The following is a 25,018-nucleotide window of genomic DNA, read 5'->3' as shown; positions in this document are numbered from 1 at the left end:
CTCTGACCCCTCAGTTGCCGGGCGGCGGGTCGCCGGCCAGCGCCGCCTCGATGTCCTCGACGACGGTGACGGCCGCGCGGCCCTCCTCGCCGCTGACCGGTGTCGGTCCGCCGGTCAGCGCGGCGTCGACGAACGCCTCCAGCTCGGACCGCAGGTTGTAGGCGCCGCCGCCGTCGCGACTGGGCCAGAAGTAGGTGTCCATGAAGCTGGCCGCCCCGCCGCGGTGGGCGTACAGCAGGTCGTTGTGCGAGAGGTTCATCTCGAGGATCCCGTGCTCACCGACGATCCGCAGACCGGCGTCGGCCCGCGACGGGCGGGAGTGCGGCAGCGTCCAGTTGTTCTCCATCGTGCCGATCGCGCCGTCGTCGAAGCGGACCGTGGCGTGCACGACGTCGTGACTGGGCGAGAGCACCTTGCGGCCGACCGCGCCGGTGACCTCGACCTCGCGGCCGGTCACGAACCGGAGCAGGTCGGCGTCGTGGATGCCGAGGAACCAGGCGACCGACGTCCGGTCCCAGATCCCCTCGCCGACCGCCTGCGAGGTGCACCGCCACACCTTGACGTGCCAGATGTCCCCGAGTTCGCCGGAGCGCACCACCTCACGCAGTCGCCGCACCCGGGGGTCGAACCGCAGCACGTGGCCGATCATCAGTGCGTCGGGATCGGGCCGGCCGGCGATGATCCGGTCGCAGCTGGCCCGCGACAGCGCCATCGGCTTCTCCAGCAGCACCCGCTTGCCCGCGGCGAGCGCGGCGAGGGTGGCGTCCTCGTGCAGGTGGTCCGGCGTGCAGATGCTCACCGCGTCGACCTGGTCGAGGAGGTCGACGACGTCCGGGACGGCCCGGACGCCGAGGTGGGTCTCGGCCCATTCCCGGTTGCGTGGCGAGACGTCCGCGACGGCGACCAGTTCGGCCTGCCGCACGTCGCGCAGCGCACGGGCGTGCAGCTGTCCCTGGACCCCGACTCCGACGACACCGACCCTTAAGCGGTCCACACCCGGCCCCCACTGTTGCGTACCAACTGAAGCTAGATGTGTACCTAGCTCGGTTAGTTGTACACCTGTGCTCCGGGTCGCGCAAGACGCGAGTTCACCTCCGCAACGGCCCCCGACCTGCGGGATCGACGTTCGGCGGTGGTCACCCGCGCGGGCGACCGCCGCCCGTCGAGCGGGAGCTGGGGCCGCCGCGTACCCGGCGCGCCGGCCGACGGCACAACAGAAGATGCCCGAGCCGCGGTGCTGCGGCTCGGGCATCTTCCGGTTTCGCGGGGACGCGGCGGCGACGGATTGTCACCGCTGGCGGGTCACGGGTCGGGCGGGGTCGACCAGCGGGGGTCCGGCGGCGCGGACCCCCGCTGGCGCGTTCCGGGCCTCAGCCGGTGGGCAGGGTCGCCCAGCCCCGGTTGAAGGTCTTGCTGTCCTCGTCCGGCCGGTAGTTGCGTTCGATGTTGCCGGCCGCGTCCACCGAGAACCAGTGGATCTTGGTGCCGACCGGGACGGTCAGCGTCTCGGCCCCCTCCCGGATGCCCGCCGAGGCGTACAGGGTGGACTCGAACGTCGGCCGGCTGCCGTCGAGGGTGTAGAACACGGCCGCCGGCTCGCTGACGTCGAACCGGACGCTGACCGCGCCCTCGGTGGCGCTCGGCGTGACCGACAGGGTGCTGGTCGGGCGCTTCTTGTCCTTGTCGTAGTCCCGGGCCACCCGCAGCAGCTCGACCAGGCCGTTGCTGAACTCCATGGTCTCCTGGTGCGCCTCCTCCCAGGTGGGCTGGAAGCTGGTGCCGACCTCGAAGTTCCAGGCGTAGATGCCGTACTTGTACCAGAGCATGTCGCCGGAGTTGCCGGCCGCCGAGTACAGCACGTCGGAGATCGGGCCGGTCCGGGCCGGGGTGACCGCCATGTTGCGGTGCCGCTTGATCGCGGTGAGGATGCGCGACGACGCGCCCCAGAAGAACGACTCCTCGGCCAGCGTCGGCCGGGGCGCGGAGATCCGGCCCGGGGTGGCGTACGCGCCCGGCGACCACATGAAGTAGTTGCCGGAGGAGTGCAGGTTCATCGAGAACTTCATGTTCGGCCGCTGGGCCAGCCAGTCGACGTTGCGGTTCTCCGGCTCGGACAGCTCGCTCGGCCCGGCGTAGGTGTCGCCGGTGCAGCTGGCCGACGCCCCCGAGTAGCCGTCGAAGAGGCTGTACTCGGTGTAGTTGCGGTTGTTGTCCACGCCCCACGAGTTGCGGGCCAGCGCGTCGGTGGCGCCACCCGGCGCGCAGTGGTTGGTCATGTTGCGCCGCTGCGAGGCGTAGTCGTAGAACGAGTAGTGCCCGCCGTCCGGGTTGATCGACGGGACGATCCAGATGTCCAGGGTGCGCAGCAACTGCTTGGTGTTCTCGTCGGTGGCGTGGTTGCGCAGCAGCCGCTCGGCGGTCTCGATGGTCACCAGCGGCGGCACCCACTCCCGCGCGTGCTCCTGCGCGTAGGCCAGCACCCCGGTGCGGGAGCCGTCGCGGTACTTGCCGATCCGGATGGCGTACACCGGGTGCGGGTCGCGGGAGACCCCGGCCGGCGCCTTCAGGTTGTCCGACAGCGGCGTCGGCGCGACCGGCGCGACCACCCCGGCGCCGGCGTCCCCCCGATAGGTGTACGCCGTGACCAGCGCGCCCGCCTCGGCGGTCAGCGCCGCGGCGACCTGGGCGGCGGTGCTGGTCACCGCCCCGGCGGCGTCGGTGGCCAGGCTGACCCGGACGGCCTTGCCGGTCACCGTGACCGACAGCGGCCGGTCGGCCGCGCCCGGGTCGGCCAGCTCGACGGTGATGTCGTTGCCGCCCTCGTGCCCCCAGGCGAGCGAGTCGACCGCGACCCGGGTGGCGTTGGTCCCACCGAGCACGACCTGCGCCTTACGCCGGTAGCCGTTGGTCTGGTACGGAAGCTTCACCACCTCGGCGAGCTGCGGGTAGGCGTCGGCCAGCCGCTTGATCCGGTCGTACAGCTCGGTGGGGGTGAGGTAGCTGGTGACGAAGTCCTTCTGGTAGCCGGGGCCCTCCGGGCTGTCGGTCGGGATCGGCAGCCACTCCTTGACCTCGGCGACCGCCACGTCGCCGGAGGGGCTGGTGATCTGGATGCGCTCCGGCCGGGCGGTGACGGCGGCGGCGCCCCGGTGGTAGAGGTAGACCCCGGCGTCGACGAACCGGGAGATGTTCTGGGTGCCGCCGGTGCCGATCTCGGTGCCGGGGCCGCTGTCCCGGGCCACGGTCAGTGCGCTGGTGGAGGTCTGCCCCTGGGCCCACTTCGCCTCGACCGAGAGCACCTGGTTGGTGCCGGAGGTGTAGTAGTCGGCCCGGATGATCTTCACGTCGGAGGTCGCGGCACTGCGCTCCAGGGTCGCCGTGTACGCCCGGTTCTCGGCCTGGTGGGCGGCGATCGTGGCGTCGCGCTCGCTGATCCGCTGCGCGGAGTCGGCGGCGTCGTGCAGCACGGCGCCGACCCGGTAGCCCATCCGCTTCAGCGCGGCGACCTCGGTCGGGGTGACCACGGCGTGCACCACGATGCCGGCCTCGGTGGGGGTGACGTGGTGGTCGAGGTCGACGCCGGTGGCGACCAGCGCGTCCAGCTGGGCGCTGCCGTCGACCGTCACCTCCACCACGTCGGCCTGCTCGTCGGCGGAACGTTCGAGCACGACCGGGGCGTCGGCCTCCCGGTCGGGCGGGGCGGCGGTGCCGGCGGTCGCCGGGCCGGCGATCAGCAGCAACGCCACGCCTGCGGCCGTGGCGGCGGGTAGCCGCCGCCAGCGGCGGGGGAGCGCGGAACGGGACATTCGGGCCACCTTCCTCAGGTGCGAGACGGGCCGACGGCGCGCGGCAGCGCCCGCCGTCGGGCGGGTGTGCGAAACAGGGAGGTCGGACGCCGACAGTCGGGCGACGGCGGCGACCGAACACGACGTCCATCCGCGGACGACGGGGGACACGGGGACGTCTCCCGAACGGGCGGATGCGACGGACCGGCGCCGATCCGGTCTGCGTGACGGGCGGGGGGCGAACCTGGTTACGGTAGGTCGTGGGGGCGTTGCCGATCGGTGCGCCCATCCTGGCCGTGCCTACTCTGATCTGTCAATGATCTGTCCGGTCGCACACGGACTGTCACAGCGCGGCGGCGCGGGTGTCCTCTCCCGACGGTCGATCCGGCGCCGACGGTCAGGACCCCGACCGGTAGTGGCCGGTGAGCCGGCCCAGCTTCATCGCCAGGTGCAGGCACAACCGTTCGTTGCCGTCCTTGAGGTCGGTGTCGGCGAGCTGCTCGACCCGTTGCAGCCGGTAGTAGAGGGTGGTCCGGTGCAGCCGCAGCTTCTCGGCGGTCGCGTGGGCGTTGCCGGCCAGGTCGAGGTATGCCTCCAGGGTCTCCAGCAGCACCTGGTGGGCGTCGTCGCGCAGTAGCCGTTCCAGCCCGGGGTGCACCCCGGCGGCGTCGAGGTCCCGGCCGTCGAGCTGGGACAGCACCCGGTAGATGCCCAGGCCGGACCAGGAGACCACCCGGCCGAGCGCCGGCAGCTGCACGCCCACCCGGGCCGCCTGCACCGCCTCCCGGTAGGACTCCACCGCGTCGGCCAACCCCGGGCGGGACTGGCCGATCCCGGTCACCGTCCGTTCCACCGAGGAAAGCCCCCGGGTCGCCTGGGCCAGCGCCTCGTCGAGATGCTCGGCGGCGACCTTCGGGGTGGGCTGGCCGGCGATCCGGCCGCCGGAGATCAGCAGCACCCCGTGGTCGGGCCAGACCATGTGCAGCGACTCCCGCACTCCGAGCCACCGCCGGGTCGCCACCAGCGCCTGTTCCAGCGCGATCCGGGCCACCTCGTCGAGGTGCCGCCCGGCGGCGGGGACGAGCTGGGCCACCACGGCGGTGGTGGGGCCGTCACCGGCGACCGTGCCCTCCTCCAGCAGCGCCCGGACGGCGTGCGTGCGGGCCTGCGCGCTCTCCACCAGCAGCGTCCGGGTGGCCTCCGACTCCCGCTGCGAGGCCAGCTCGCCGAGCAGGTTCTCCCGGTAGAGGGCCAGCGACAGGTCGGTGAAGGCGCTGGTCGCGGTGGCGATGTCGGCGTCGGTCATCGACCCGTCGTCGTCGATGAACCAGACGAACCCGAGCAGCAGGTCGTCGTGCCAGATCGGCACGCAGACCCGGGGGAGCAGGTCGAGGTCGACGTCGGCCGGGGTGCGCACCGGCTCACGGGCGGTGAGCACGCCCATCCGGCGGAACCAGGCGATCACCTCGGGGGTGGTCTGCCGGCGCAGGATCGACATCCGGCGCACCTCGTCCATCGGCCCGTCGTGTTCGCTGTAGACGACCACCCGCTGCCGCCGGTCCTCGATGAGGGCGGGACGCCCCACCCGGGCGGCGACGGCATCGACTATGCGCTGAAGCTCACCGTGCATGGATCTCCCCTGGTTGGCTGCGCGGCAGGGGTGCGACAGCCGGTGCCCTACCCTCTGCGGCCGGCGGCCCCGGGCGCAAGGTCCACCGGGGATCTACCGACAAAAGGACGGCCCCCGGGGCGACTGTTCCGGCAGTTGTCCGAAGCGCCGCCGTGATCGCCGATCGTAAGGTTCCGGTGCGGTGGGCAGCGGGCCGCCGGCGCGCAGGAGGGAACGCCCGAGTGACAGCTGGTAGGCCCTGGCGGGGGGTGCTGGTCGCCGTCACCACACCGTTCCGCGACGACCTCGCCGTCGACTTCGACCGGCTCCAGGAACACGTGCGCTGGCTGGCCGAGGCGGGGTGCCACGGGGTGACCCCGTGCGCGTCGGTGGGGGAGTACCGGGCGCTGTCCGACGACGAGCGGGCCGACGTGGTGCGGGCGACGGTGCAGGCCGCGCCGCCTGGCTGCGCGGTGCTGCCCGGCGTCGGCGGGTACGGCAGCCGGCAGTCCCGCCGCTGGGCCGAGCAGGCCGCCGCCGCCGGGGCCCACGGGGTGCTCGCCCCACCCCCGGACGGCTACCCTGCCGGCGACGCCGACGTGGTCGCCCACTACCGGGAGGTGACCGCCGTCGGGCTGCCGGTGGTGGCGCACAACGACCCGTACGACACCCGGGTGGACCTCACCCCGGAGCTGCTCGCCCGGGTCGCCGAGACCGACGGGATCGTCGCGGTCGAGGAGTTCTCCGGTGACGTCCGACGGGTGCACCGGATCAGGGACCTCTGCCCGCACGTGGACGTGCTGGCCGGCGCGGACGACGTGCTGCTGGAACTCGTGTTGTGCGGGGCCCGGGGCTGGGTCTCCGGCCTGTCCAACGCGCTGCCCCGGCAGGCCCTGCGCCTCTACGACCTCTGTGCCGCCGGTGACCTGGCCCGCGCGTTGCCGCTCTACGCCGAGCTGCACCCGGCGTTCGGCTGGGGCTCCCGGCCGGAGGCGGTGCAGGCGATCAAGCTGGCGATGGACTGCGCCGGGCGGTTCGGCGGACGGTGCCGCCCGCCGCGCGGCCCGCTGCCGCCGCCGGTCGCCGCCCGGCTGCGCCGGGACCTGGTCCGGGCCCTGTCCGTCACCATCGATCCGGTTGCCGACGGCCGTCCCCGCTGAACCGTCCGGGCTGCTCCGGCCGGTGCCCGGGGCGCACCGGCGGGCCGGGCCGGCCGGTCCGGTCCGGGGCCCCGGCCGGTCGCCCCGGCCGGTCGCGACCGGACGCCGGTCCTTCAGGTGTCGGAAGCCGCCGGTCCACCTGCCGACATCTGCACGGTGACCCGCCCCGGCCCGTCCTCCTAGATTCGCTGCGCGGCCCGGTGCACGGCTGTCCCGGCGGCCATCCCTCGGGACACCGGTCACCGGCGGCCGCGTCCCTCCCGACGAGAGGTGAACCCGTGCACCGTGCTCCCCGCAACACCCCCCGACTGCGGCGTCGCGTGCTGGCCGCGGTCCTGGCCGGCACGCTCGTGGCGACCGCCTCGACGCAGGCCGCCGCGGCCCCGGCCAATCCGGCCGGCGGCACCGCGCCGTTCCAGGTCCTCGACCCGCAGGCCTGGCAGAACCCCGACACCATGACCTGGGACGACTACCAGGCGGTTCCCGGCAGGAACTGGGCCGATCCGAGTGTGCGGGGCTCGATCCGCAACTTCAAGATCGCCCTGGTCGCGCTCGACTATCCCGACCAGACGTTCGCGGTCTCCCAGCGGGCCCGCTCGACGGTCTTCGGCAACCCCCAGTCGGTCGCGGCCAACATCCCCCGCGCCGACGTGCCGAAGTTCTACCAGGACTTCCTCAACACCCCGAACACCCTGAACAAGGGGCACACCCTGCACGAGTACTGGATGCAGGACTCCAACGGGCGCTACGGCGTGGACCTGGCCGGGTTCGGGCCGTACCAGATGCCGGCGAAGTCCTACCAGTACGGCCTGGACAACAGCTTCAACCCCGGCGCCTGCCCGAGCGGGGACACCTGCAACAAGAACATCCGCACCGACGGGCTGGGCGCCTGGCGGGCGGCGGTCGGTGACGAGGTCGCCAACCAGTACGAGCTGGTCTTCATCCTCAGCGCCGGGCAGGACGAGTCGTCCACCTGGCAGGAGTTCGGGCAGATGATCTTCCAGAACAAGGAGGACGTGCCGGATTCCTGGGGCCCGCCGGACCCGAACCTGCCGAACTGGGCCAAGACCCGCTACGTGGAGTGGACCTCCTGGAAGGCGGCGGCGGCGCTGTGGCCCAACGCCGGTTCCGGCTCCTCCACCCAGGGGGAGAGCTCCGGCATGGGGGTGTACGCCCACGAACTGACCCACCTGCTCGGCATCGGCGACAACTACAACAACCCGTACGGCGAGCCGTTACGGAGGGCGTACACCGGCATCTGGAGCATGATGTCGCGCGGGTCGTTCAACGGACCCGGCGGCCCGCACACCCGTTGGCAGATCCCGCCGACCAACGGCGGTTCCATGGGTTCGCTGCACACCGTGCGGGACAAGCTCAAGATCGGCCTGCTCGGTGAGGAGCACGTGCTGCGGCTGTCCCGGGAGGCGCTGGCCTCCTCGGGCCTGGTCGTCGCCCAGGTGACCGCCCGTGCGGTCGACGCCGGCCCGAAGGGGCTGACCGGGGTGAACATCGCCCTGAACAAGGACCTCTCGCCGGCCTGCACGGTCGCCACGAACCCGCTGTGCGACGGCGGGAGCTTCAACAACTACACGGTCGAGGTCGTCGACCGGATGGGGGCGGACTCGTTCACCCCCGACCGGGGCGTGCTGCTGAGCAAGACCAAGAACGCCGACAGCGCGCCGTTCCAGTGGGTGGTGGACGCCAACCCGCAGGACATCGACATGATCGACTTCTACCGGCCGGACGGTACCCCGCAGAAGATCACCATGGGTGACTACCGGCAGCTCTCCGACGCGCTGTTCCACGCCGGGGCGGACACCGGCAGCCAGTACGAGTACGTCGACGAGGCCAACCGGCTGCACTTCTACATCATCGACCTCAAGCGGGACTCGGCCGGCTCGCTGTCGTACACGGTGGCGGTGCGGTCGCTGGACGGCACCGGGGGCCCGAGCACGCACGGCGTGACCCTGGGCAAGGGCGAGGTGACCAGCACCGGCAAGCCCACCAACCGGGGCGTGACCTGCTCGTTCGAGCTGACCAACAGCGGCGTCTACTCCGCCGGTGGGCAGCAGCACCCGGAGGACGCGACCGCGTACCTGAAGTCGGACGTCTACCGGCTCTCGGCGGAGGTGGCCGGCAAGGGCTGGCGGACCTGGCTGCCCAACCCGCTGGCGACCGCCCAGTTCGGCAAGTCCACCACCGTCCGGGTGTCGGTGGGGGCCACCGCCGCCGCGGCGGACACCGGCTTCGTCAAGCTCACCGCGACCTCGGAGAGCGACCCGTCGAAGACGGTGACCAAGCAGTGCCGGGTGGAGAAGTCCTGACCGGAATCGACCGACGCCGTGGGTCCGTGGTGGCGCAGGCCGCCACGGACCCGCGGCGCGGGTGGGAGGAGACCACGTGCGGCTGACCACGAGCGCCCGCCGCGGTGTCGGCGCGCTGGCGATCCTGCTGCTGGCCGGCGCCACCGGCTGCGGCGGCCCCGACGCCGAACCGGAGGCGGTCACCCAGACCACCGTCCGGGTGCTGGTCCGCGACATCAACATCCGGGCCGAGGGCGTAGACTGCGCCGGCACCGGCCCGTACCTGTACTTCCACCACCGGGCGCCGTTCCGGCTGCTCGACCCGGACGGCGCGGCCCTGGTCACCGGGACGCTGCCGGCGGGCACGGCGGTGGCCGCCTTCGCCGAGGACCTCGGGGTGGAGCGGGTGCCGACCTACTGCGAGTTCGCGGTGCCGGTGCAGGTGCCGCAGCGGGCCGGGTACCGGCTGGAGGTGGCCGGCCGGCCGGCGCTCGACCTGACCCCGGACACCAGCGAGGGTCCGGCGCTGGTGGCGGTGGTGCCGACGTGAGGCGACGGCTGCTTGCGCCGCTGCTGGTGGTGCTGGTGCTGGCCGGCTGCACCGCCCGGCCGGCCGCCGAGCCCGCACCGGCGCTCGCCGGCGGCGCGTCGACGTTGCCCGGCCCGGTCCCCGCCGACCTGGCGCTGCGCCCGGCGCCCGGCACCGCGCCGGCCGCCCCCGCGTTCACCGGCGCGCTCACCGACGGCACCCCGCTCACCGCCGCCCGGATCTGGGCCGACCGGCCGGTGGTGTTCACCTTCTTCAGCTCCTGGTGCACCACCTGCGTCGACCGGCAGGACGCGCTGAGCGACCTCGCCCGCCGCCACCGGGACCGGGTGGTCTTCGTCGGGGTGGCGGGCGCCGACCAGGCCGACGAGTTGCAGGACTACCTGCGTGCGCACCGGGTGGAGTATCCCGTCGTCGTGGACGAGCAGCAGACGATCTGGCGGTCGTACGCGGTGCGGGAACCACCGGCCGTCGTGCTGGTCGCCAAGGGCGGCGCGTTGCTGCGCGGGTGGCCCGGTGGGCTGGACGCGGCGGCGCTGGAGCAGCGGCTCGGGGAACTGGTGCTGGCCGGCTCCGGGTAGCCGCCCCGGGTGAGGACGGCCGGCCCCCGCCGGCCCGTGCGGGCGTGGCGTCGAACCGACGGGAGGTCGACGCTGCGCCCTGCGGCGTGCCTGGGGTCTCCCCGTCTCCGTCGCGGTCGGTGTTCGCGCTGGTGGGGGCCGGTGGATCCACGGGGGAGGCCGGTGCGGGCGACCGTCCGGCCGCTCCCCGCCGACCATCGGGAACTTCTGTTCGCGCGAACAAAAGTTTCTCCGTTCGAGGTCTATCTTTAGCCGTCGGCCACCGTTAGTGTCCGGTTCACGGACGTAACACGGTTGACATCACCCCTTGATCGACCAGCCATCTACCGGGCCACGCGTATTCGGCGGCGCAGGTCCTTCGACCCTCCTAGCAGGACTTCGCACGTCTCCACGGTCCGCAGGGCCGCTTTCGAAAGGTGGAAATTGTGAACGAGGATCAGCGCCGTATGGCCGCCGACCCCCAGTACCGCGCCCAGGTCACCCGTCGTCGGCTGCTGGCCGCGTCGGCCGGCGCCGCCGCCGTGCTCGGCGCGGCCGGCCTGCCTGTGCTCCAGACCAACGGTCCCGCCCGCGCGGACGGCAAGTGGCGGGTCGACCCGCTCATCCCGGCGCAGAACCGGGGCATCATCCTCTACAGCGTCCGGGACCGGATCTCCGCCGCCCCCGACGACAGCGGCGTGCCCTACGGCTTCGAGCGGGTGCTCGCCAGCCTGGCCGAGATGGGCTACAAGGAGATCGAGTTCGCCGGCTACAACCAGCACACCTCGATCCTCGGTCGGCAGATCACCCCGACGGAGATCCGCAAGATCCTGGACGACAACGGGCTGGTCGCCAACGGCACCCACACGTCGATCAACGCGGCCACCTTCCAGCAGCAGCTGGACATCGCCGAGGAACTCGGCATGAAGAACATCGGCACCGGCAGCGACCCGACCAACAGCGCCTACCAGTCCGACTGGGACGCCGCGGCCGACCTGTGGAACGAGCTCGGCCGGCAGGCCAAGGAGCGCAAGATGCGCCTCTACACCCACAACCACGACGTGGCCTACTCGTTCCTGCTCGACAGCGGCCCGCTGGACGCCAACGGCAAGCCGACCCGCTCCTCCGGCGTGCGCCGGCTGGAGTACTTCTTCGCCAAGACCGACCCGAAGTACGTCTTCTTCGAGTGCGACATCTACTGGGCGTACGTGGCCCGGCACAAGCACACCACGTACACCAACTCGGCCGGCCAGCAGAAGACCTCGCTGTTCGACCCGATCCTGAACGTGGCCCGGCGCACCAAGCGGTTCCCGCTGTTCCACGCCAAGGACGGCAACCGCAACACCACGCTGCCCAACGGTTACGAGATGATCCCGCTCGGTGAGGGCGACATCAACTTCCAGCAGTTCTTCCAGACCATCGGCGAGTCGGACTTCCACCACGCCAACTGGGAGATGGACACCGCCCCCGGCGGCACCGCCAACCCGGGCCAGTCGCTGGACTTCGCCCGGCTCAGCTACGCCAACATGGCCGACCTGACCATCTACACCAAGGACTGACCCGCCCGCCGGCCGTAGCCGGGCACCGCCCGGCCGCACCGCCGCCGGTACCCAGGTGGCGGTCGCGTCCCCCGACGTGACCGCCACCTCTCCCGGGCCCCGCCCCGACCGTCCGCGCCGCCCGGCGGCCCCGGACGGCGACCGGGCGTACCGCCCCCCTAGCCCGTCACCTCTTCCGACCCGTGACCCCGGGCCGCGCTGCCGCGCGCCCCGGCACGGGCCCAGGCCGCACGCAGCTCCCCGGTCGGCGAACCGCACGGGGCCGGGACGGCGTCGTCCCGACCCACCGGAGAGCGAGAGGCGGCACATACCACCCGGGTGGCCCCGGCGACCCGCCCGGAGCAGGCAGCACATCGTCCCCCCACCGGAGGAACCAGATGGCAAGATCGGCACACCGATGGCTCGCCGCGATCGCAGGGGTCGGGATCGTCGTCCCGCTCGCCGCGGCCGCCCCGGCGTTGGCCCAGCCGGCCCAGGACCAGACCAGCGTCCTGGTGTTCACCAAGACCGACGGTGAGCGTCACCCGTCGATCGACAAGGGCGTCAACGCGATCCGCACCCTGGGCAACGGCAACGGCTTCACCGTCGACGTCACCCAGAACTCGACCGCGTTCTCCGACGACAACCTGGCCAGCTACGGCGCGGTCGTCTTCCTCAACACCACCGGCGACGTGCTCAACAGCAGCCAGGAGGCGGCCTTCGAGCGCTACATCCGCAACGGCGGTGGCTACCTCGGCGTGCACGCCGCGGTCGAGGCCGAACCGTCGTGGACGTTCTACCGCGACATCGTCGGCACCACCGCCGCCGGCACCGCGTCGAGCGGGCCGGCGAGCATCGACGTGGCCGACCGGGCGCACCCGGCGAGCAAGCCGCTCGCCCGGCAGATCAGCCTGAACGACCAGTGGTACAACTTCACCACCAACGTCCGGGGCACCGCGCACGTGCTGGCAACGGTGGACGAGAAGACGTTCACCGGCGGCACCATGGGCTACGACCACCCGATCTCCTGGTGCAAGGACTTCCAGGGCGGCCGGTCGTTCTACACCGGGCTCGGCGACTCCGCCGACACGTACGCCAACGGCGCATTCCGCAAGCACCTGCTCGGCGCGATCCAGTGGTCGGCCGGCATCGTGGAGGGGGACTGCGGGGCGACGGTCAAGGCCAACTACGAGAAGGTCATCCTCAACGACGAGCCGGGCGAGCCGATGACCCTGTCGGTGCTGCCCGACGGCCGGGTGCTGCACAACACCCGGGCGGGTGAGATCCGGTTGTACGACCCGGAGACCGGCGCCAGCCCGGTGATCACCACCATCCCCGTCTACCAGCACGACGAGGACGGCCTCCAGTCGGTCACCGTCGGGCCGGACTTCGCCACCGACAAGTGGGTGTACGCCTACTACGCGCCGAAGCTCGACACCCCCACCACGGACGCGCCGGCGACCAGCACCGACCCGACCGCGTGGGACGTCTACAAGGGCCACAACCAGCTCTCCCGGTTCAAGTTCGTGGAGGAGCCGACCCCGCACCTGGACCTGGCCAGCGAGCAGAAGATCATGAAGGTCGACACCGACCGGGGCATCTGCTGCCACGTCGCCGGTGAGATCAAGTTCGACGGCAAGGGGCTGCTCTACCTGGTCACCGGTGACGACACCAACGCCGGTGGCTCGGACGGCTTCACCCCGATCAACGAGTCGCCGACCCAGGGGCCGGGCTACGACGCCCAGCGGTCCGCCGGCAACACCAACGACCTGCGGGGCAAGGTGCTGCGGATCAAGGTGAAGGCGGACGGGTCGTACAGCATCCCGGCCGGCAACCTCTTCCCCGAGTCCGAGGACCGCGACGACCAGACCCGCCCGGAGATCTTCCTGATGGGTCTGCGCAACCCGTTCCGTTTCGACGTGGACTCGCGCGGCTTCGTCTACATCGGCGACTACTCGCCGGACTCGCAGGTGCCGAACCCGGCCCGGGGGCCGGAGGGCACCGGTCGGTGGATCGCCACCAACAAGGCCGGCAACTTCGGTTGGCCGTACTGCTACTCGCCGACGCTGCCGTACATCGACTACGACTTCGTCACCAAGGAGTCCAAGGGCGCGTTCAACTGCGCCGCGCCGGTGAACGACTCGCCGCGCAACACCGGCCGTCGGGTCCTCCCGCCGGTGCAGGACCCGCAGCTCAACTACACCTTCCGGGCCACCACCACCTGCGCCGAGGCGTACCTGGCCAACCCGCCCGGCACCTGTGAGTTCCAGTGGCCGGTGCTCGGCACCGGCGGCGTGGGCCCGATGGGCGGCCCGGTCTACAAGTACGACGCCGCGCTGGCCTCCGAGACCAAGTTCCCGGAGTACTACCACGACGCGGTGGTCTTCGGGGAGTTCACCCGGGACAAGATCTTCATGATGCGCACCAACGGCAGCGGCAAGCTGGTCGGGGTGGAGCAGTTCCTGCCGGGCTTCGTCTTCGACAACCCGATGGACATGGAGTTCGGTCCGGACGGCAACCTCTACCTGCTGGAGTACGGCGACGGCTTCTTCCGGGCCAACCCGGACGCCGCGTTGTCGGTGATCCGCTACGCCAAGGGCACCCGGGCGCCGGTGGCGGAGCTGCACGCCAGCCCCACCTCCGGCCAGGCGCCGCTGACCGTGCAGTTCTCCGCCGAGGGCTCCTACGACGCGGACCCGGGTGAGACCATCACCTACGCCTGGGACTTCGACGGCAACGGCACCACCGACTCGACCGAGCGGGACGCGTCGCACACCTACACCACCAACGGGGTCTTCACCGCCAAGCTGACGGTCACCGACTCCAGCGGCAAGACGGCGGTGCTCACCCGCGAGATCACGGTGGGCAACACCGCGCCCACCGTGAAGGTCACCTCGCCGCTGTCCGGCACCTTCTTCAACTGGGGTGACACCGTGCCGTGGACGGTCACCGTGACCGACCCCGAGGACGGCCCGATCGACTGCAGCCGGGTCACGGTCTCGTTCGTGCTGGGCCACGACACCCACGGCCACGGCATGAGCGACGCCAACGGCTGCTCGGGCTCGTTCGAGACCCCGGCCGACGGCGCCGACCACGCCGGCGGCTACCTGTACGGCGCGATCAGCGCCACCTACACCGACAAGGGCGCCAACGGCCAGCCGGCGCTGTCCTCCCTCGACCAGGTGGTCCTGCAGACCTTCCGGCAGCAGGCCGAGTTCGCCCAGGTGCAGCAGGGCGTCACCCTGGCGAACACCACCGACGCCGGTGGCGGCCAGCACGTGTCCGGCATCGACAACGGTGACCACATCGCGCTCGACCCGATCAACCTGGGCGGGATCGACTCGATCACCTTCCGGTACGCCGGTGGCTCCACGGCCACCGCCGGAACCCCGCGCGGCATCGTCGAGCTGCGGCTCGACTCGCCGACCGGTGAGCTGGTGACCAGCGCGACGCTCAACGCGACCACCGGCACCAGCGCCTGGGCCAGCCAGACCTTCCCGGTCAGCCAGGCGGCCGGCACGCACGCCCTCTACCTGGTCTTCAAGCCCGTCTCCGGCGGACCCACGACCAGCCTGTTCAACCTCAACTGGGTGGAGTTCGGCGGCCCGACCTCCTGACGTCACCACCCGGACGCCGGGAGGACGGAGACTCCGTCCTCCCGGCGTCGCACCGGCACCGGGGCGGCCACCGGCACCCGGCCGGGCGGCACCCGCAGGTGCCCGACCCGGCCGGTGGCGACGGTGGCCGGCCAGGTCTGACTGACCGGCCAGTGGCCGGCCGACCGTCGATGATCTAGCGTCCCGTGCGCCCGGGGGCCACGCCCCGCCCCGGCACGCAGCGAAAACGAGGGGGGACCGTGCCGTTCCGTAACGATGCCGCTGACCGAGGGGGACAGCCCCGCCCCGACCGCCCGGGGCCGGGCGTCACCTGCCCGCCGGGCTGGCGTCCCCTGCGGGTGGCGATGATCGGCCAGAAGGGCGTGCCGGCCACCTACGGGGGGATCGAACGGCACGTCGAGGAGATGGCCAGCCGGCTGGCCGGCCTCGGCCACGAGGTGACCGTCTACTGCCGGGACAGCTACGGCGCGGTCGAGGAGACCCGGCACCGGGGCATCCGGTTACGGCGGGCCCGCACCGTGCCCAGCAAACACCTCGACGCCATCGTGCACTCGGCCACCTCCACCCTGGCGGCGCTGGCCGAGCGCCCCGACATCGTGCACTACCACGGCCTCGGCCCGGTGCTGACCGCGCCGCTGGCCCGGTACGCCTCCCGCGCCCGGGTGGTGCTCACCGTGCACGGGCTGGACAACCAGCGCGACAAGTGGGGCCGGGCGGCGCAGGCCGTGCTCGGCACCGCGTACCGGCTCAGCGGGCACCTGCCCGACGCCCGGGTGACCGTGTCGCGGGGCCTGGCCGCGCACTACGCCAGCCGGTTCGGCCGGCCCGCCCGCTACATCCCCAACGGGGTGGTCGCCCCCACCCACCTGCCGCCCCGGGAACTGTCCCGGTTCGGCCTGCGCCCCGGCAACTACCTGCTGCTGGTCGGCCGGCTCGTCCCGGAGAAGGCCGCCGACCTGCTCGTGCGGGCGTTCCGTCAGCTGCCGACCGACCTGCGGCTGGCCATCGTCGGCGGTTCGGCCTTCACCGACGGGTACGTCGCCCAGCTCCGCGCCGCCGCCGGCGACGACCCGCGCATCGTGTTCACCGACTTCGTCTACGGCGACGTGCTGGCCGAGCTGTACTCGCACGCGGCGGCCTTCGTCCAGCCGTCCCGCCTGGAGGGGCTGCCGCTGACCGTGCTGGAGGCCGCCTCGTACGGCCTGCCGGTGGTGGCCAGCGACATCGAACCCCACCGCGAGATGCTCGACCGCGACGGCCCGGGGCAGCGGCTGTTCCGCGACGGCGACGTCGACGACCTGCGCCGTGCGTTGCACACGGTGACCGCCGACCTGCCTGCCGAACGGGCCGGCGCCGCGCTGCTGCGGGACCGGGTGCTCGCCGAGTACAGCTGGGACGCGGCCGCCCGTGAGCTGGAGGAACTCTACTTCTCGCTGGCCCTGCGCGCCCCCCGCCGGGGGGAACCGGACGTTGGGTCGCCCACGGTCGGCGTAACGGCCCATGCCCCCCGACCTCGGCGACCGTTAGATTAGGCCGTTCCTCCGGCCGTCGGCGGCGACCGGCAACAGTTCCCTGGAAACGAGTGGTCGGCGAGCGGTGGACGGACAGCGACACGGCACGGAGAGTGACCTCGCCCTGCCCGACGGCGGGCGGCGACGGTGGGCCGCCGGTGATCCGACCGCCCGCCTGCTGACCGTCGGCGCGGCCCTGCTCTGCGCCGTGGCGGCGGTCGCCGTCGGGTTGGCCGCCACCGGCGGCGGCCGGGTCGGCGCGGTGCTGCCCCTGGCGGTCCTCGCCGGGCTGGCCGTCGGCGTGCTCGCCCTGACCCGGTTCGCGGCGTACGTGCTGCTGATGCTGGCGGTCCGCTCCTGCGTCGACCTGTTCAAGCTCAGCGGCCCGACGGCCGGCCGGGCCGACGGCGCGGCGGCGACCCGGGCGATGGACCCGTCGACGATCCTCGCGGTGCTGTTCCTGCTCGCCGCCGGGCTCTGGCTCGCCGCCCAGCTACGCCAGCGGGGCCGGCTGCGCGGCTCGCCGCTCGGCGTGGCGATGCTGCTGGTCGGGGCCACCTCCCTGGTCAGCGCGGCGGGGGCCGCCCAGCCGGTGCCCAGCGCCCTGGAGGCGTTGCGGATCGGCACCGTGGTGGTGATGTTCGTGGTCCTGGAACAACTGATGCCGGACCTGCCGGCGGTCCGCCGGGTGCTGCTCGCCGCGTACGCCTCGCTGGCGCTGGCGGTCGGCTACACCGTCGTGCTGTCCCTGCTCGGCCACCCACCGGCCGAGGTCAAGGGGGGCTTCACCCGGATCAGCGGGCCGTTCGGCCAGTCCACCACCTTCGGCCGCTACCTGATGTTCATGGTGATCTTCGGGTTCGGCATCCACCGCTACCTGGGCCGCCGGCTCCGGCTCGGCCTCGGCGCGTTGCTCGCCGCGTCGCTGCTGTTCCTGCTGCTCACCAACACCCGCAGCGCGATCCTCGGCGCGGGGCTGGGCCTGCTGGTGGTGGCGGTGCTGCACCGGAGCCGGCGGATGCTGGTGGCGCTGTGCCTGGTCGCGGTGGCCGGGGTGGCCCTGCTGCCGAGCGTGGCGCACCGCTTCGGGCAGCTCGCCGACAGCACCGCCGTGGGCGGCGGCCCGACCGGCAACACCCTCGCCTGGCGGGTCGGCTACTGGTCGGAGATCGTGTCGCTGGCCAACCGCAACCCGGTCACCGGGATCGGCCCCAACATGACCAAGTTCGAGGCCGACGAGGCGAAGAAGCCACACAACGACTTCCTGCGCGCGTACGTGGAGACCGGGCTGGCCGGGCTGCTGGCGTACCTGGCGATGCTGGCGCTGTGCCTGCACACCGGGCTGAACGCGCTGCGCCGGGCCCCACCGGGGAGCCTCGGCCGGGGGATCGCGATCGGGTTCCTGGGCTGCGCGGTCGCCTTCGTCGCGGTCAGCGCGGCGTCCAACGTGATCTCGAACGTGGTCACCCTGTGGTACTTCGCGGCGTTCGCCGCGGCAGCCGGCGCGGTCGCCCGGGGGCTACCGGCCGAGCCGACCCGGGTGGCGACGCCCCGACCGGTGGGCACCGGGTGGCAGAACCGATGAAGCAACGAGCAGTGGGGAGCGGCAGGGTGGAGATCGTCGACTATCTGCGGGTCGCGCGGCGTCGACTCTGGCTGCTGGTGGGCATTCCGCTGGTGGCCGGGGCGGCGGCCGCGCTGGTCGTCCTGCTCGGCCCGCAGCAGTACGCGGCCACCTCGTACGTCGCCGCGCCCGCCCTGGTCGGCGGCAGCGCGGCCCAGCAGTACACCGGCACCCAGGCGGCCAGCCAGTTCGCGGCGGCCTTCGCCGCGGCGGTGACCTCTCCGCAGGTGGTCGACCAGGTGGCGGCCGACACCGGGGTGCCCGCCGACACGCTGCGCGACGGGCTGGCGGTCAAGCAGGTCGGCGCGAGCAGTCAGCTCACCGTGACCTACACCGCCGCCGACCGGTCCACGGTCGACCCGGTGCTCGCCGCGACCGGCAAGCGGGCCCTGGCCTTCCTCTTCGCCAGCCAGGTCGGCATCGCCACCGACGAGGTGAAGACGGCCACCGACGAGCTGACCACCGCCACCCGGGCGATCAACGACTGGGAGAAGGCCAACAAGGTCAGCCAGCCGGACAAGCTCTACCAGTCGACCCTCCAGGAGATCGCCAGCCTGCGGCAGCAGCAGTTGCAGATGCAGGCGGTCGGCAACACCCGGGGGGCCAACGCCGCCGCCGAGTCGATCAGCGCCGGGCAGAAGCGGCTCGACGGGCTCGGCCCGAAGCTGCCCGACTACCAGGCGCTGATCGCGCAGCGGGACAGCGCCACCAGCGCGTTGGCCTCGGCCCGGCAGCGGCTGCAACAGGCCCGCGCCCAGTCCCAGGCCGCCGACCCGGAGAAGGTGACCAGCGTCGGCGAGGTGCAGCCGGTGTCCCGGGTGAAGGCGCTGGTCGGCCTGGTGCTCCCGGTGCTCGGCGCCGGCCTGCTGCTGGCCGTGCTCCTGGTCGCGGTGCTGGAGTGGCTGTCGCGCAGCCGCCGGGCCGGCCAGCCGTCGGCCGTCGGTCGGGCGGCCCCGCCCGGTGGGCGGCGCGGCAGCGACGACACGGTGGTGCTGCCGGCGGTCACGGCGGGCGTGCCCGAGCAGAACTCCCGGCACCGGTAGGCGGGGGTGCCGGAAGGTTCCGCGCGGGGCGACCAGCACGTCCGGGGAATGGCCCGGGGCGGCGGACTCAACCTGCTCGGCGCCCTGCTCAGCCAGGCGGCGGTCTTCCTGATCATGCTGCTGCTGGCGCGGGTGCTGGGCATCCGGGAGGTCGGCCGGTACGCCCAGTGCTACGCGGTGCTGTCGCTGGCCGGGCTGCTGTCGCTGTCCGGGTTCCGGGCCGGGCTGACCCGGTTCGTGGCGGTGCACCTGGCCGACGCGGACGCCCCGGCGCTGCGCGGCACCATCCGGTTGGGACTGGCCGTCTCGGCCGGCTCGTCGGTCGTCCTGGCCGGGGCGCTGGCGGCGGGCGCGCCCTGGCTCGCCGACCGGCTGCACGACCCGGGGCTGGTCACCGGCCTGCGGCTGGTCGCGCTCACCCTGCCCGCCTCGACGGTCTGCGAGGCGGCCCTCGCGGCGACCCGGGGCTGGCGCACCCAGCGGCCGTTCACCTTCATCGGCCAGCTCTACGAGCCGGGCGCCCGGCTGCTGCTCACCGCGCTCGCCCTGGTCACCGGGGCGGGGCTGACCGGGGCCTTCTGGGCGCTGGTGGTGGCCGGCTGGTCGGCCGCCCTGCTCGCCCTGCTGGCGCTGGGCCGGCTGGTGCGCCGGGTGCCGCCGGCCCGCCCGGTGCACCGGCCGGGGGAGCTGTTCCGCTTCTCCACGGTCAGCTGGGTGTCGTCGCTGTCGTCGACCGGGCTGATCTGGGTCGACACCCTGCTGCTCGGCTTCTTCGCCAACCCGGAGATCGGCGTCTACAACGTCGCCACCCGGCTGGTCACCGTCGCCATCTTCGTCCTCGCGCCGGTCAACGCCGCGTTCGGGCCGTACCTGGCGCACCTCTACCACCGGGGGGACCTCGACGACGTCCGCCGGGTCTACGCGGTGGCCACCGGCTGGGTCGTCCGGCTGTCGCTGCCGGCGTTCGTGGCGCTGCTGGTCCTCCCCGGCGACCTGCTGCGCGTTTTCGGCGGCGAGGTCGCCACCGGCGCGGCCGTGACCGTGATCCTCGCCCTCGGCCAGCTCGTCAACGCGGCCACCGGCCCGTGCGGCACGGTGCTGAACATGTCCGGCCGGGTGGCCCTCAACATGGCCGACAACCTGGTCGCCCTGCTGCTCAACGTGCTGCTCAACCTGTGGCTCATCCCGGCGTACGGGATCGTCGGCGCGGCGGCGGCGTGGAGCGCCTCGCTGATCGTGGTCAACGTCGCCCGGGTGGTGCAGGTCCGCCACCTGACCGGCGCGCTGCCGTTCACCGTCGGGATGGTCAAGGGGCTGGCCGCCGGTGTCGCCGCGCTGCTCGCCGGCCTGCTGGTGCGCTGGCTGGTGCCGGGCTGGCCGGGGCGGCCGGCCGCCGGGCTGACCGCGATCGTGGCCGTCTACCTGGGGACCGTGCTGGCGCTGGGCCTCAGCCGGGAGGACGTGATGGTGCTGCGCACCCTGGCCCGCCGACGCCGTCGCGGCGGCCCGCCCGACGCCGCCGGAGACGATCCGGCCCCGGCCGTCGACGAGGCCGGCCGGGCGGTGTCGCGGTGAGCGCGGGGCCGCGGCGGGCCACCGTGGACCGACTGCGCCGGATGGTACGCGGCACCCGCGCCTGGGCGCGGGCGGCGCGGCCCGGCCCGGTCGGCGCGCTGCCCGATTTCCTGATCATCGGCGGGCAGCGGTGCGGCACCACCTCGCTGCACCACTACCTCGCCGCGCACCCCGACGTGCGGGCCGCCACCGGCAAGGAACTCCAGTTCTTCAGCCTGCACTACGGTCGGGGGCCGCGCTGGTACCGGGCGCACTTCCCACCGGCCGCCCCCGGTCGCCGCAGCTTCGAGGCCAGCCCCTACTACCTGTTCCACCCCGGCGTGCCGGCCCGGGTGGCGGCGACGCTGCCCGAGGCCCGGTTCGTGGCGCTGCTGCGCGACCCGGTCGAGCGGGCCTACTCCCACTACCTGCACACCCGCTCGTACGGGCTGGAGCCGTTGGGCTTCGCCGAGGCGCTCGCCGCCGAGCCGGGGCGGCTGGCCGCGGCGCTGGCCGACGGGCCGGACACCCCGGCGGCCCACCACGCGCTGCGCAACTTCTCCTACGCCGCCCGGGGCCGCTACGCCGAACAGCTCGACCGCTGGTACGCCCACCTGCCCGCCGAACGGCTGCACGTGATCCGCAGCGAGGACCTGTACGCCGACCCGGCGACCACCTACGCGGGCGTGCTGCGGTTCCTCGGGCTGGCCCCGTACACCCCGGCGGAGTTCGCCCGGCACACCCGCCGGGCGGACAGCGGCCCGTCCCAGCTCACCGCCGAGTTGCGGGCCGAGCTGTCCGCCGGGTTCGCCCCGCACAACGCCCGCCTCGCCACCCTGCTCGGCTGGCCCCGCACCTGGTGAACGGCCACCGCGTCAGCGGATCGGGGCGAGGACGTCGGCCGGGGCGGCCTTCGCGCGCAGCAGCACCGGGCTCGGCCCGATCGGCAGCGCGCCGGTGCGGGCGGCCGGGTCGGCGCCGACCGGGCCGCCGGTCACCCCGGCGGTGGCCGGCAGCGACACCGTGCCCCCGGTGGTCGACCAGACCACCAGGGTGCTCTCCGCGCCCCGGCGGAACGCCACCCCGGTCAGCCCCTTGGCGTTCACGGGTTCGACGGTCGCGTCCCGGGCCGCCGCCGCCAGGGCGGCCATCATCGCGCCGGCCTGCCGCTGGGTGCCGTCCGGGTCGAGCAGGCCGTAGCGGACCTCCGCCCCGGCCCGGTTGTCGGGGTTGTATGCCAGCGGCAGCCAGAGCACCTCGTGGACGCCCCCGGCGACCAACTGACCGACCACCTTGACCATCTCGTCGCCCCGGGCCGCGGCGTCGTCCGCGCCGTCCTTCCAGAACTGGCCGACCTCCCACGCCTGCACCGGCACTCCGGTCGGGGTCTCCGCGCGCAGGTAGTCCAGCAGCGCCGGCACTCCGGAGAAGTGCTCGTAGAAGTGCAGCTGCCGGACGTCGACCACCCGGTCGTCGAGCAGCTTCTCGGTGACCGCCAGGTAGGCCAGGTTGCGGGAGTTCTGCGTGTTGTCCAGCGCCGCGCGCAACGCCGCCGGGTCGGCGACCGCCGGGATCAGCCGCCCCCGGGTGCCGATCCGCCGCTGGAAGTACGCCTGGTAGGCGGCGACGGCCTGGTCCGGCTGCCCGGCGCGCAACAGCCGGTCGGCCACCCCCATCCCGTACGCGACGCTGCTCATGCCCGAGTCGACCACCTTGGCCTGCGGGTCGGCCGACCGGATCGCCTCGGCGGCGGCGGTGACCAGCCGGCGGTAGTCCTCGGGGCTGCCGGCCCAGTACTGCTGCGCGTTGACCTCGTTCTCGATGGCGTACTCGCGGACCCCGTACGGGGCGTACCGCTGCACCAGGGCGCGGACGAAGCTCTGGTAGGCGGCGAGGTCCCGGGGCATCGCCGACTCGGTCTTGTTGGCCTGCCCCCGGGTGAACTTCGCCGTCCCGCCGGTGGCCCAGCAGACCCCGGTGCGGATCTTCAGGTGCAGGGTGATGCCGAGCTGCCGGCTGCGCTCGGCGATCCGGTCCACCGCCGAGAAGTCCGGGCTGCCCTGGGTCTTCTCGATGTCGCACCAGCTCAGCTCGTGGTAGGTCGCCGAGCCGGAGAGCTTCTCCAGGTAGGGCACGAACTGGTCGTGGCGGGACCAGTCCCAGTGCGCGCCGAACGGGTTGCGGGCCGGCGCGCCGGCCGGTGGCGCGCCGGTGGCGCCGGCCGACGGGGTGGCCGCCGAGGGGCCGGTCGCCGACGGGGCCGGGCGGGGGGCGGGCCCGTCCGAACAGGCCGCCCCGGCGACCAGGGCGGCCAGCGCCACCCCGGCGAGCAGCACCCGCCGCCCGGTCCGGCGGCTCACCGGTAGCCCAGTTCGCGCAGGGTGGCACCCGAGAAGATCCGGACCAGCACCCGCAGGAAGGGGTCCAGTTCCCGGCGGTAGGTGCCGACCCGGGAGCCGTAGATCGGGGCGTCGGTGCCGGCGGCGGCCCGCCGACGGTCCGCCTCGGCGGTGTACTTGCCCGCCACGTCGTGCTGCTTGCCGTCGTAGTCGAGCACGCCCGCCTCCCAGGGCTCGCCGAGGAACTCGAACAGGGCACGCATGGCCTTCTCCGGGTCGGTGACCGTCTCCTCGTAGCGCAGCTCGTGGTAGCGGTCGGCCGGCAGCCGGGCCCCGGCGGCGCGGGCGACGCGGATGTAGCGCGGCCACTTCACCACGCACTTCACCGCCGACCAGTAGCCGAACCGCTTGCGGTGCGACACCACCACGTCCCGGCCGTCCCGCACGACGTGCACGAACTGCGCGTCGGGGAAGACCTCGGCCAGGAAGTCGATGGAGAGCGCGTAGAGCGGAGTCTTGTCGGCCCAGCGGGTCTTTCCCCGGGACCGGGCGTAGTCGGCCTGGATGCCGCCGAAGAAGTCGGCGATGCGGCCCAGCCAGTATTCCCGGGGGAACCCGAAGCGGGACAGCCGCTCCCAGTCCCGCCCGACGATGCGCTGCATGTCGGCCAGGAAGCGGGTCTCCGGGCCGCAGCTGACCCGGGAGTGCGAGTCCAGCACCAGCCGCAGCATCGTCGTGCCGGACCGCTGGCAGCCGACCAGGAAGATCGGCCCCCGGGTCGCCCCCACCGCCGGGGTGTGCGGTTCAGCCACGGCCCACCGCCTCCCGCCGGCCGGCCGCCGCGTCCAGCCGCCCGGCCAGGGTGGTGCAGAGCGCCCGTACCCGGGCGTCGATCTCCAGCCGGGGCCGCGCCGGGGTGCGCGCGCCGACGTGCGCGTGCAGCACCGGGTCGTACGGCAGGTCGAGGAAGGCGCACAGCCGCCGGGTGGACCCCGCCGGGTCGGCGACCAGCAGGTCGTACGAGCAGAGCAGGGTGTCCGGGCGGTCGGCCAGCCCGAGGGAGAAGTACAACGAGTTGCGCACGTACCAGAACAGGGCGGCGGCGGTGTGCGGGGTCATCCGGTCGTAGTCGAAGCCGGCGACCAGGTCCCGCGTCGGCGCGTCCAGGCGCTGCCCCTGCCAGCCGTCCCCGATCGTGCCGTCGGCGATCGCCCGCAGCGCCCGCAGGTTGGCGTCGCCGAACTTCGCCACCTCGGAGCGGGCCCGGTCGTCGACGTCCCGGTACGCCCACAGCGCCCGCCCCGGCGCGACCCCGGCCAGGCCGAGCAACTCGTCCACCCGGTGCGTGTCGCACAGCGGCTTGACCAGCACGTACCGGTGCCGGCTGCGGCGGACGACGGCGGCCAGCACCGGGTCGGGGCGCAGCCGGAAGCGGTGGAACACGGCCCGGTCGTTCTCGTTGCGGACCTCCACCGACGGGTCGGCGTCCAGCCCCCGGGTCAGCATGTTGGTGCCGGAGCGTTGCAGGCCCACCAGGTAGACCGGGACGGCCCGGCCGGGCGGCCCGGGATGGGCCCGCCGCCAGCGCCACTTCGCCAGCGCGGTGCGGGCCCGGTCGACCGGGTCGAGCCGGTCCTCCTCGATCAGCCGCCGGACGCCCTCGGTGCGCGCCCAGCGCAGGTGCCGACGGACCCGCCGGGCGGTGTACGCCAGCGCCGAGGGCTCGTCGGGGTGCGGCACCGGGTCCTCCTCGGGCACGTCAGGCGGGGTGGGGCACACGGTACCGGCAGATCATCGTGGCTGGCCACGTGGCCGTGTGGTCGACCGG

General features: G+C 73.3%; 17 protein-coding genes. 11 read left to right on the top strand and 6 right to left on the bottom strand.

Going from position 1 to position 25,018, the window contains the following annotated elements; translation table 11 throughout:
- Positions 1-10: 10 nt before the first annotated feature.
- The 3 genes from O7633_RS06335 to O7633_RS06325 all read right to left on the bottom strand — a co-directional run bounded on the left by O7633_RS06335 (position 11) and on the right by O7633_RS06325 (position 5,415).
- The gene (locus O7633_RS06335) at positions 11-1,252 is read right to left on the bottom strand and encodes a Gfo/Idh/MocA family oxidoreductase (RefSeq protein WP_282326761.1); all 1,242 of its coding nucleotides are present in this window, start codon (positions 1,250-1,252) and stop codon (positions 11-13) included.
- A 118-nt stretch (positions 1,253-1,370) separates the two neighbouring features.
- A complete protein-coding gene (locus tag O7633_RS06330) occupies positions 1,371-3,806 on the bottom strand; it encodes a M14 family metallopeptidase (RefSeq protein WP_282326760.1) in 2,436 nt (811 codons plus the stop codon).
- 376 nt (positions 3,807-4,182) lie between these two features.
- Positions 4,183-5,415, bottom strand: a complete 1,233-nt coding sequence (locus O7633_RS06325) for a PucR family transcriptional regulator (RefSeq protein ID WP_282326759.1) — start codon at positions 5,413-5,415, stop codon at positions 4,183-4,185.
- A gap of 221 nt (positions 5,416-5,636) precedes the next feature.
- Between O7633_RS06325 and O7633_RS06320 the strand changes: the two genes are divergently transcribed.
- The 11 genes from O7633_RS06320 to O7633_RS06270 all read left to right on the top strand — a co-directional run bounded on the left by O7633_RS06320 (position 5,637) and on the right by O7633_RS06270 (position 21,714).
- Entirely contained in the window at positions 5,637-6,554 is a 918-nt protein-coding gene (locus O7633_RS06320) for a dihydrodipicolinate synthase family protein (RefSeq protein WP_074473027.1), read from the top strand.
- 278 nt (positions 6,555-6,832) lie between these two features.
- Positions 6,833-8,878, top strand: a complete 2,046-nt coding sequence (locus O7633_RS06315) for a M6 family metalloprotease domain-containing protein (RefSeq protein WP_282326756.1) — start codon at positions 6,833-6,835, stop codon at positions 8,876-8,878.
- A 76-nt stretch (positions 8,879-8,954) separates the two neighbouring features.
- Positions 8,955-9,407, top strand: coding sequence for a hypothetical protein (locus tag O7633_RS06310; RefSeq protein ID WP_278136040.1), 453 nt, complete (start codon positions 8,955-8,957; stop codon positions 9,405-9,407).
- On the top strand, positions 9,404-9,985 hold the full coding sequence (locus tag O7633_RS06305) for a TlpA disulfide reductase family protein (protein WP_282326752.1): 582 nt from the start codon (positions 9,404-9,406) through the stop codon (positions 9,983-9,985). The genes O7633_RS06310 and O7633_RS06305 overlap by 4 nt, the downstream gene beginning before the upstream one ends.
- Positions 9,986-10,431: 446 nt before the next feature.
- On the top strand, positions 10,432-11,523 hold the full coding sequence (locus O7633_RS06300; protein ID WP_282326750.1) for a sugar phosphate isomerase/epimerase: 1,092 nt from the start codon (positions 10,432-10,434) through the stop codon (positions 11,521-11,523).
- Positions 11,524-11,900: 377 nt separating this feature from the next.
- A complete protein-coding gene (locus O7633_RS06295) occupies positions 11,901-15,119 on the top strand; it encodes a ThuA domain-containing protein (protein ID WP_282326747.1) in 3,219 nt (1,072 codons plus the stop codon).
- 239 nt (positions 15,120-15,358) lie between these two features.
- Entirely contained in the window at positions 15,359-16,651 is a 1,293-nt protein-coding gene (locus O7633_RS06290) for a glycosyltransferase family 4 protein (protein WP_278136036.1), read from the top strand.
- A gap of 64 nt (positions 16,652-16,715) precedes the next feature.
- Positions 16,716-18,215, top strand: a complete 1,500-nt coding sequence (locus O7633_RS06285) for an O-antigen ligase family protein (RefSeq protein ID WP_282326741.1) — start codon at positions 16,716-16,718, stop codon at positions 18,213-18,215.
- 26 nt (positions 18,216-18,241) lie between these two features.
- Complete coding sequence (locus O7633_RS06280) at positions 18,242-19,297, top strand: Wzz/FepE/Etk N-terminal domain-containing protein (protein ID WP_282326737.1); 1,056 nt, start codon at positions 18,242-18,244, stop codon at positions 19,295-19,297.
- A gap of 6 nt (positions 19,298-19,303) precedes the next feature.
- Positions 19,304-20,872 (top strand): oligosaccharide flippase family protein, encoded by a 1,569-nt coding sequence (locus O7633_RS06275; RefSeq protein WP_282326736.1) that lies wholly within the window; start codon positions 19,304-19,306, stop codon positions 20,870-20,872.
- Positions 20,869-21,714 (top strand): sulfotransferase, encoded by an 846-nt coding sequence (locus O7633_RS06270; RefSeq protein ID WP_282326734.1) that lies wholly within the window; start codon positions 20,869-20,871, stop codon positions 21,712-21,714. Before O7633_RS06275 ends, O7633_RS06270 begins: the two co-directional genes overlap by 4 nt.
- Positions 21,715-21,726: 12 nt before the next feature.
- On the opposite strand, the gene O7633_RS06265 is transcribed toward O7633_RS06270, so the two are convergent.
- From O7633_RS06265 to O7633_RS06255, 3 genes are read right to left on the bottom strand one after another with little or no spacing between them, the layout of a single operon-like run.
- A complete protein-coding gene (locus O7633_RS06265) occupies positions 21,727-23,211 on the bottom strand; it encodes a hypothetical protein (RefSeq protein ID WP_282326731.1) in 1,485 nt (494 codons plus the stop codon).
- Complete coding sequence (locus tag O7633_RS06260; protein WP_282326728.1) at positions 23,208-24,002, bottom strand: sulfotransferase; 795 nt, start codon at positions 24,000-24,002, stop codon at positions 23,208-23,210. Before O7633_RS06260 ends, O7633_RS06265 begins: the two co-directional genes overlap by 4 nt.
- On the bottom strand, positions 23,995-24,948 hold the full coding sequence (locus tag O7633_RS06255; protein WP_282326725.1) for a hypothetical protein: 954 nt from the start codon (positions 24,946-24,948) through the stop codon (positions 23,995-23,997). The genes O7633_RS06260 and O7633_RS06255 overlap by 8 nt, the downstream gene beginning before the upstream one ends.
- Between the last annotated feature and the right edge of the window lie 70 nt (positions 24,949-25,018).

The sequence above is a fragment of the Micromonospora sp. WMMD712 genome, assembly GCF_029581295.1.
Classification (GTDB): Bacteria; Actinomycetota; Actinomycetes; order Mycobacteriales; family Micromonosporaceae; genus Micromonospora; species Micromonospora carbonacea.
Note: the sequence above shows the minus strand (reverse complement) of the source record. Positions and strands in the feature narration are given on the sequence as shown.

Coding starts and splice junctions, on each gene's coding strand:
- O7633_RS06335 (WP_282326761.1), bottom strand. CDS start 1,252: ATGCCCGAGCCGCAGCACCGCGGCTCGGGCATCTTCTGTTGTGCCGTC.
- O7633_RS06330 (WP_282326760.1), bottom strand. CDS start 3,806: ATGTCCCGTTCCGCGCTCCCCCGCCGCTGGCGGCGGCTACCCGCCGCC.
- O7633_RS06325 (WP_282326759.1), bottom strand. CDS start 5,415: ATGCACGGTGAGCTTCAGCGCATAGTCGATGCCGTCGCCGCCCGGGTG.
- O7633_RS06300 (WP_282326750.1), top strand. CDS start 10,432: ATGGCCGCCGACCCCCAGTACCGCGCCCAGGTCACCCGTCGTCGGCTG.
- O7633_RS06295 (WP_282326747.1), top strand. CDS start 11,901: ATGGCAAGATCGGCACACCGATGGCTCGCCGCGATCGCAGGGGTCGGG.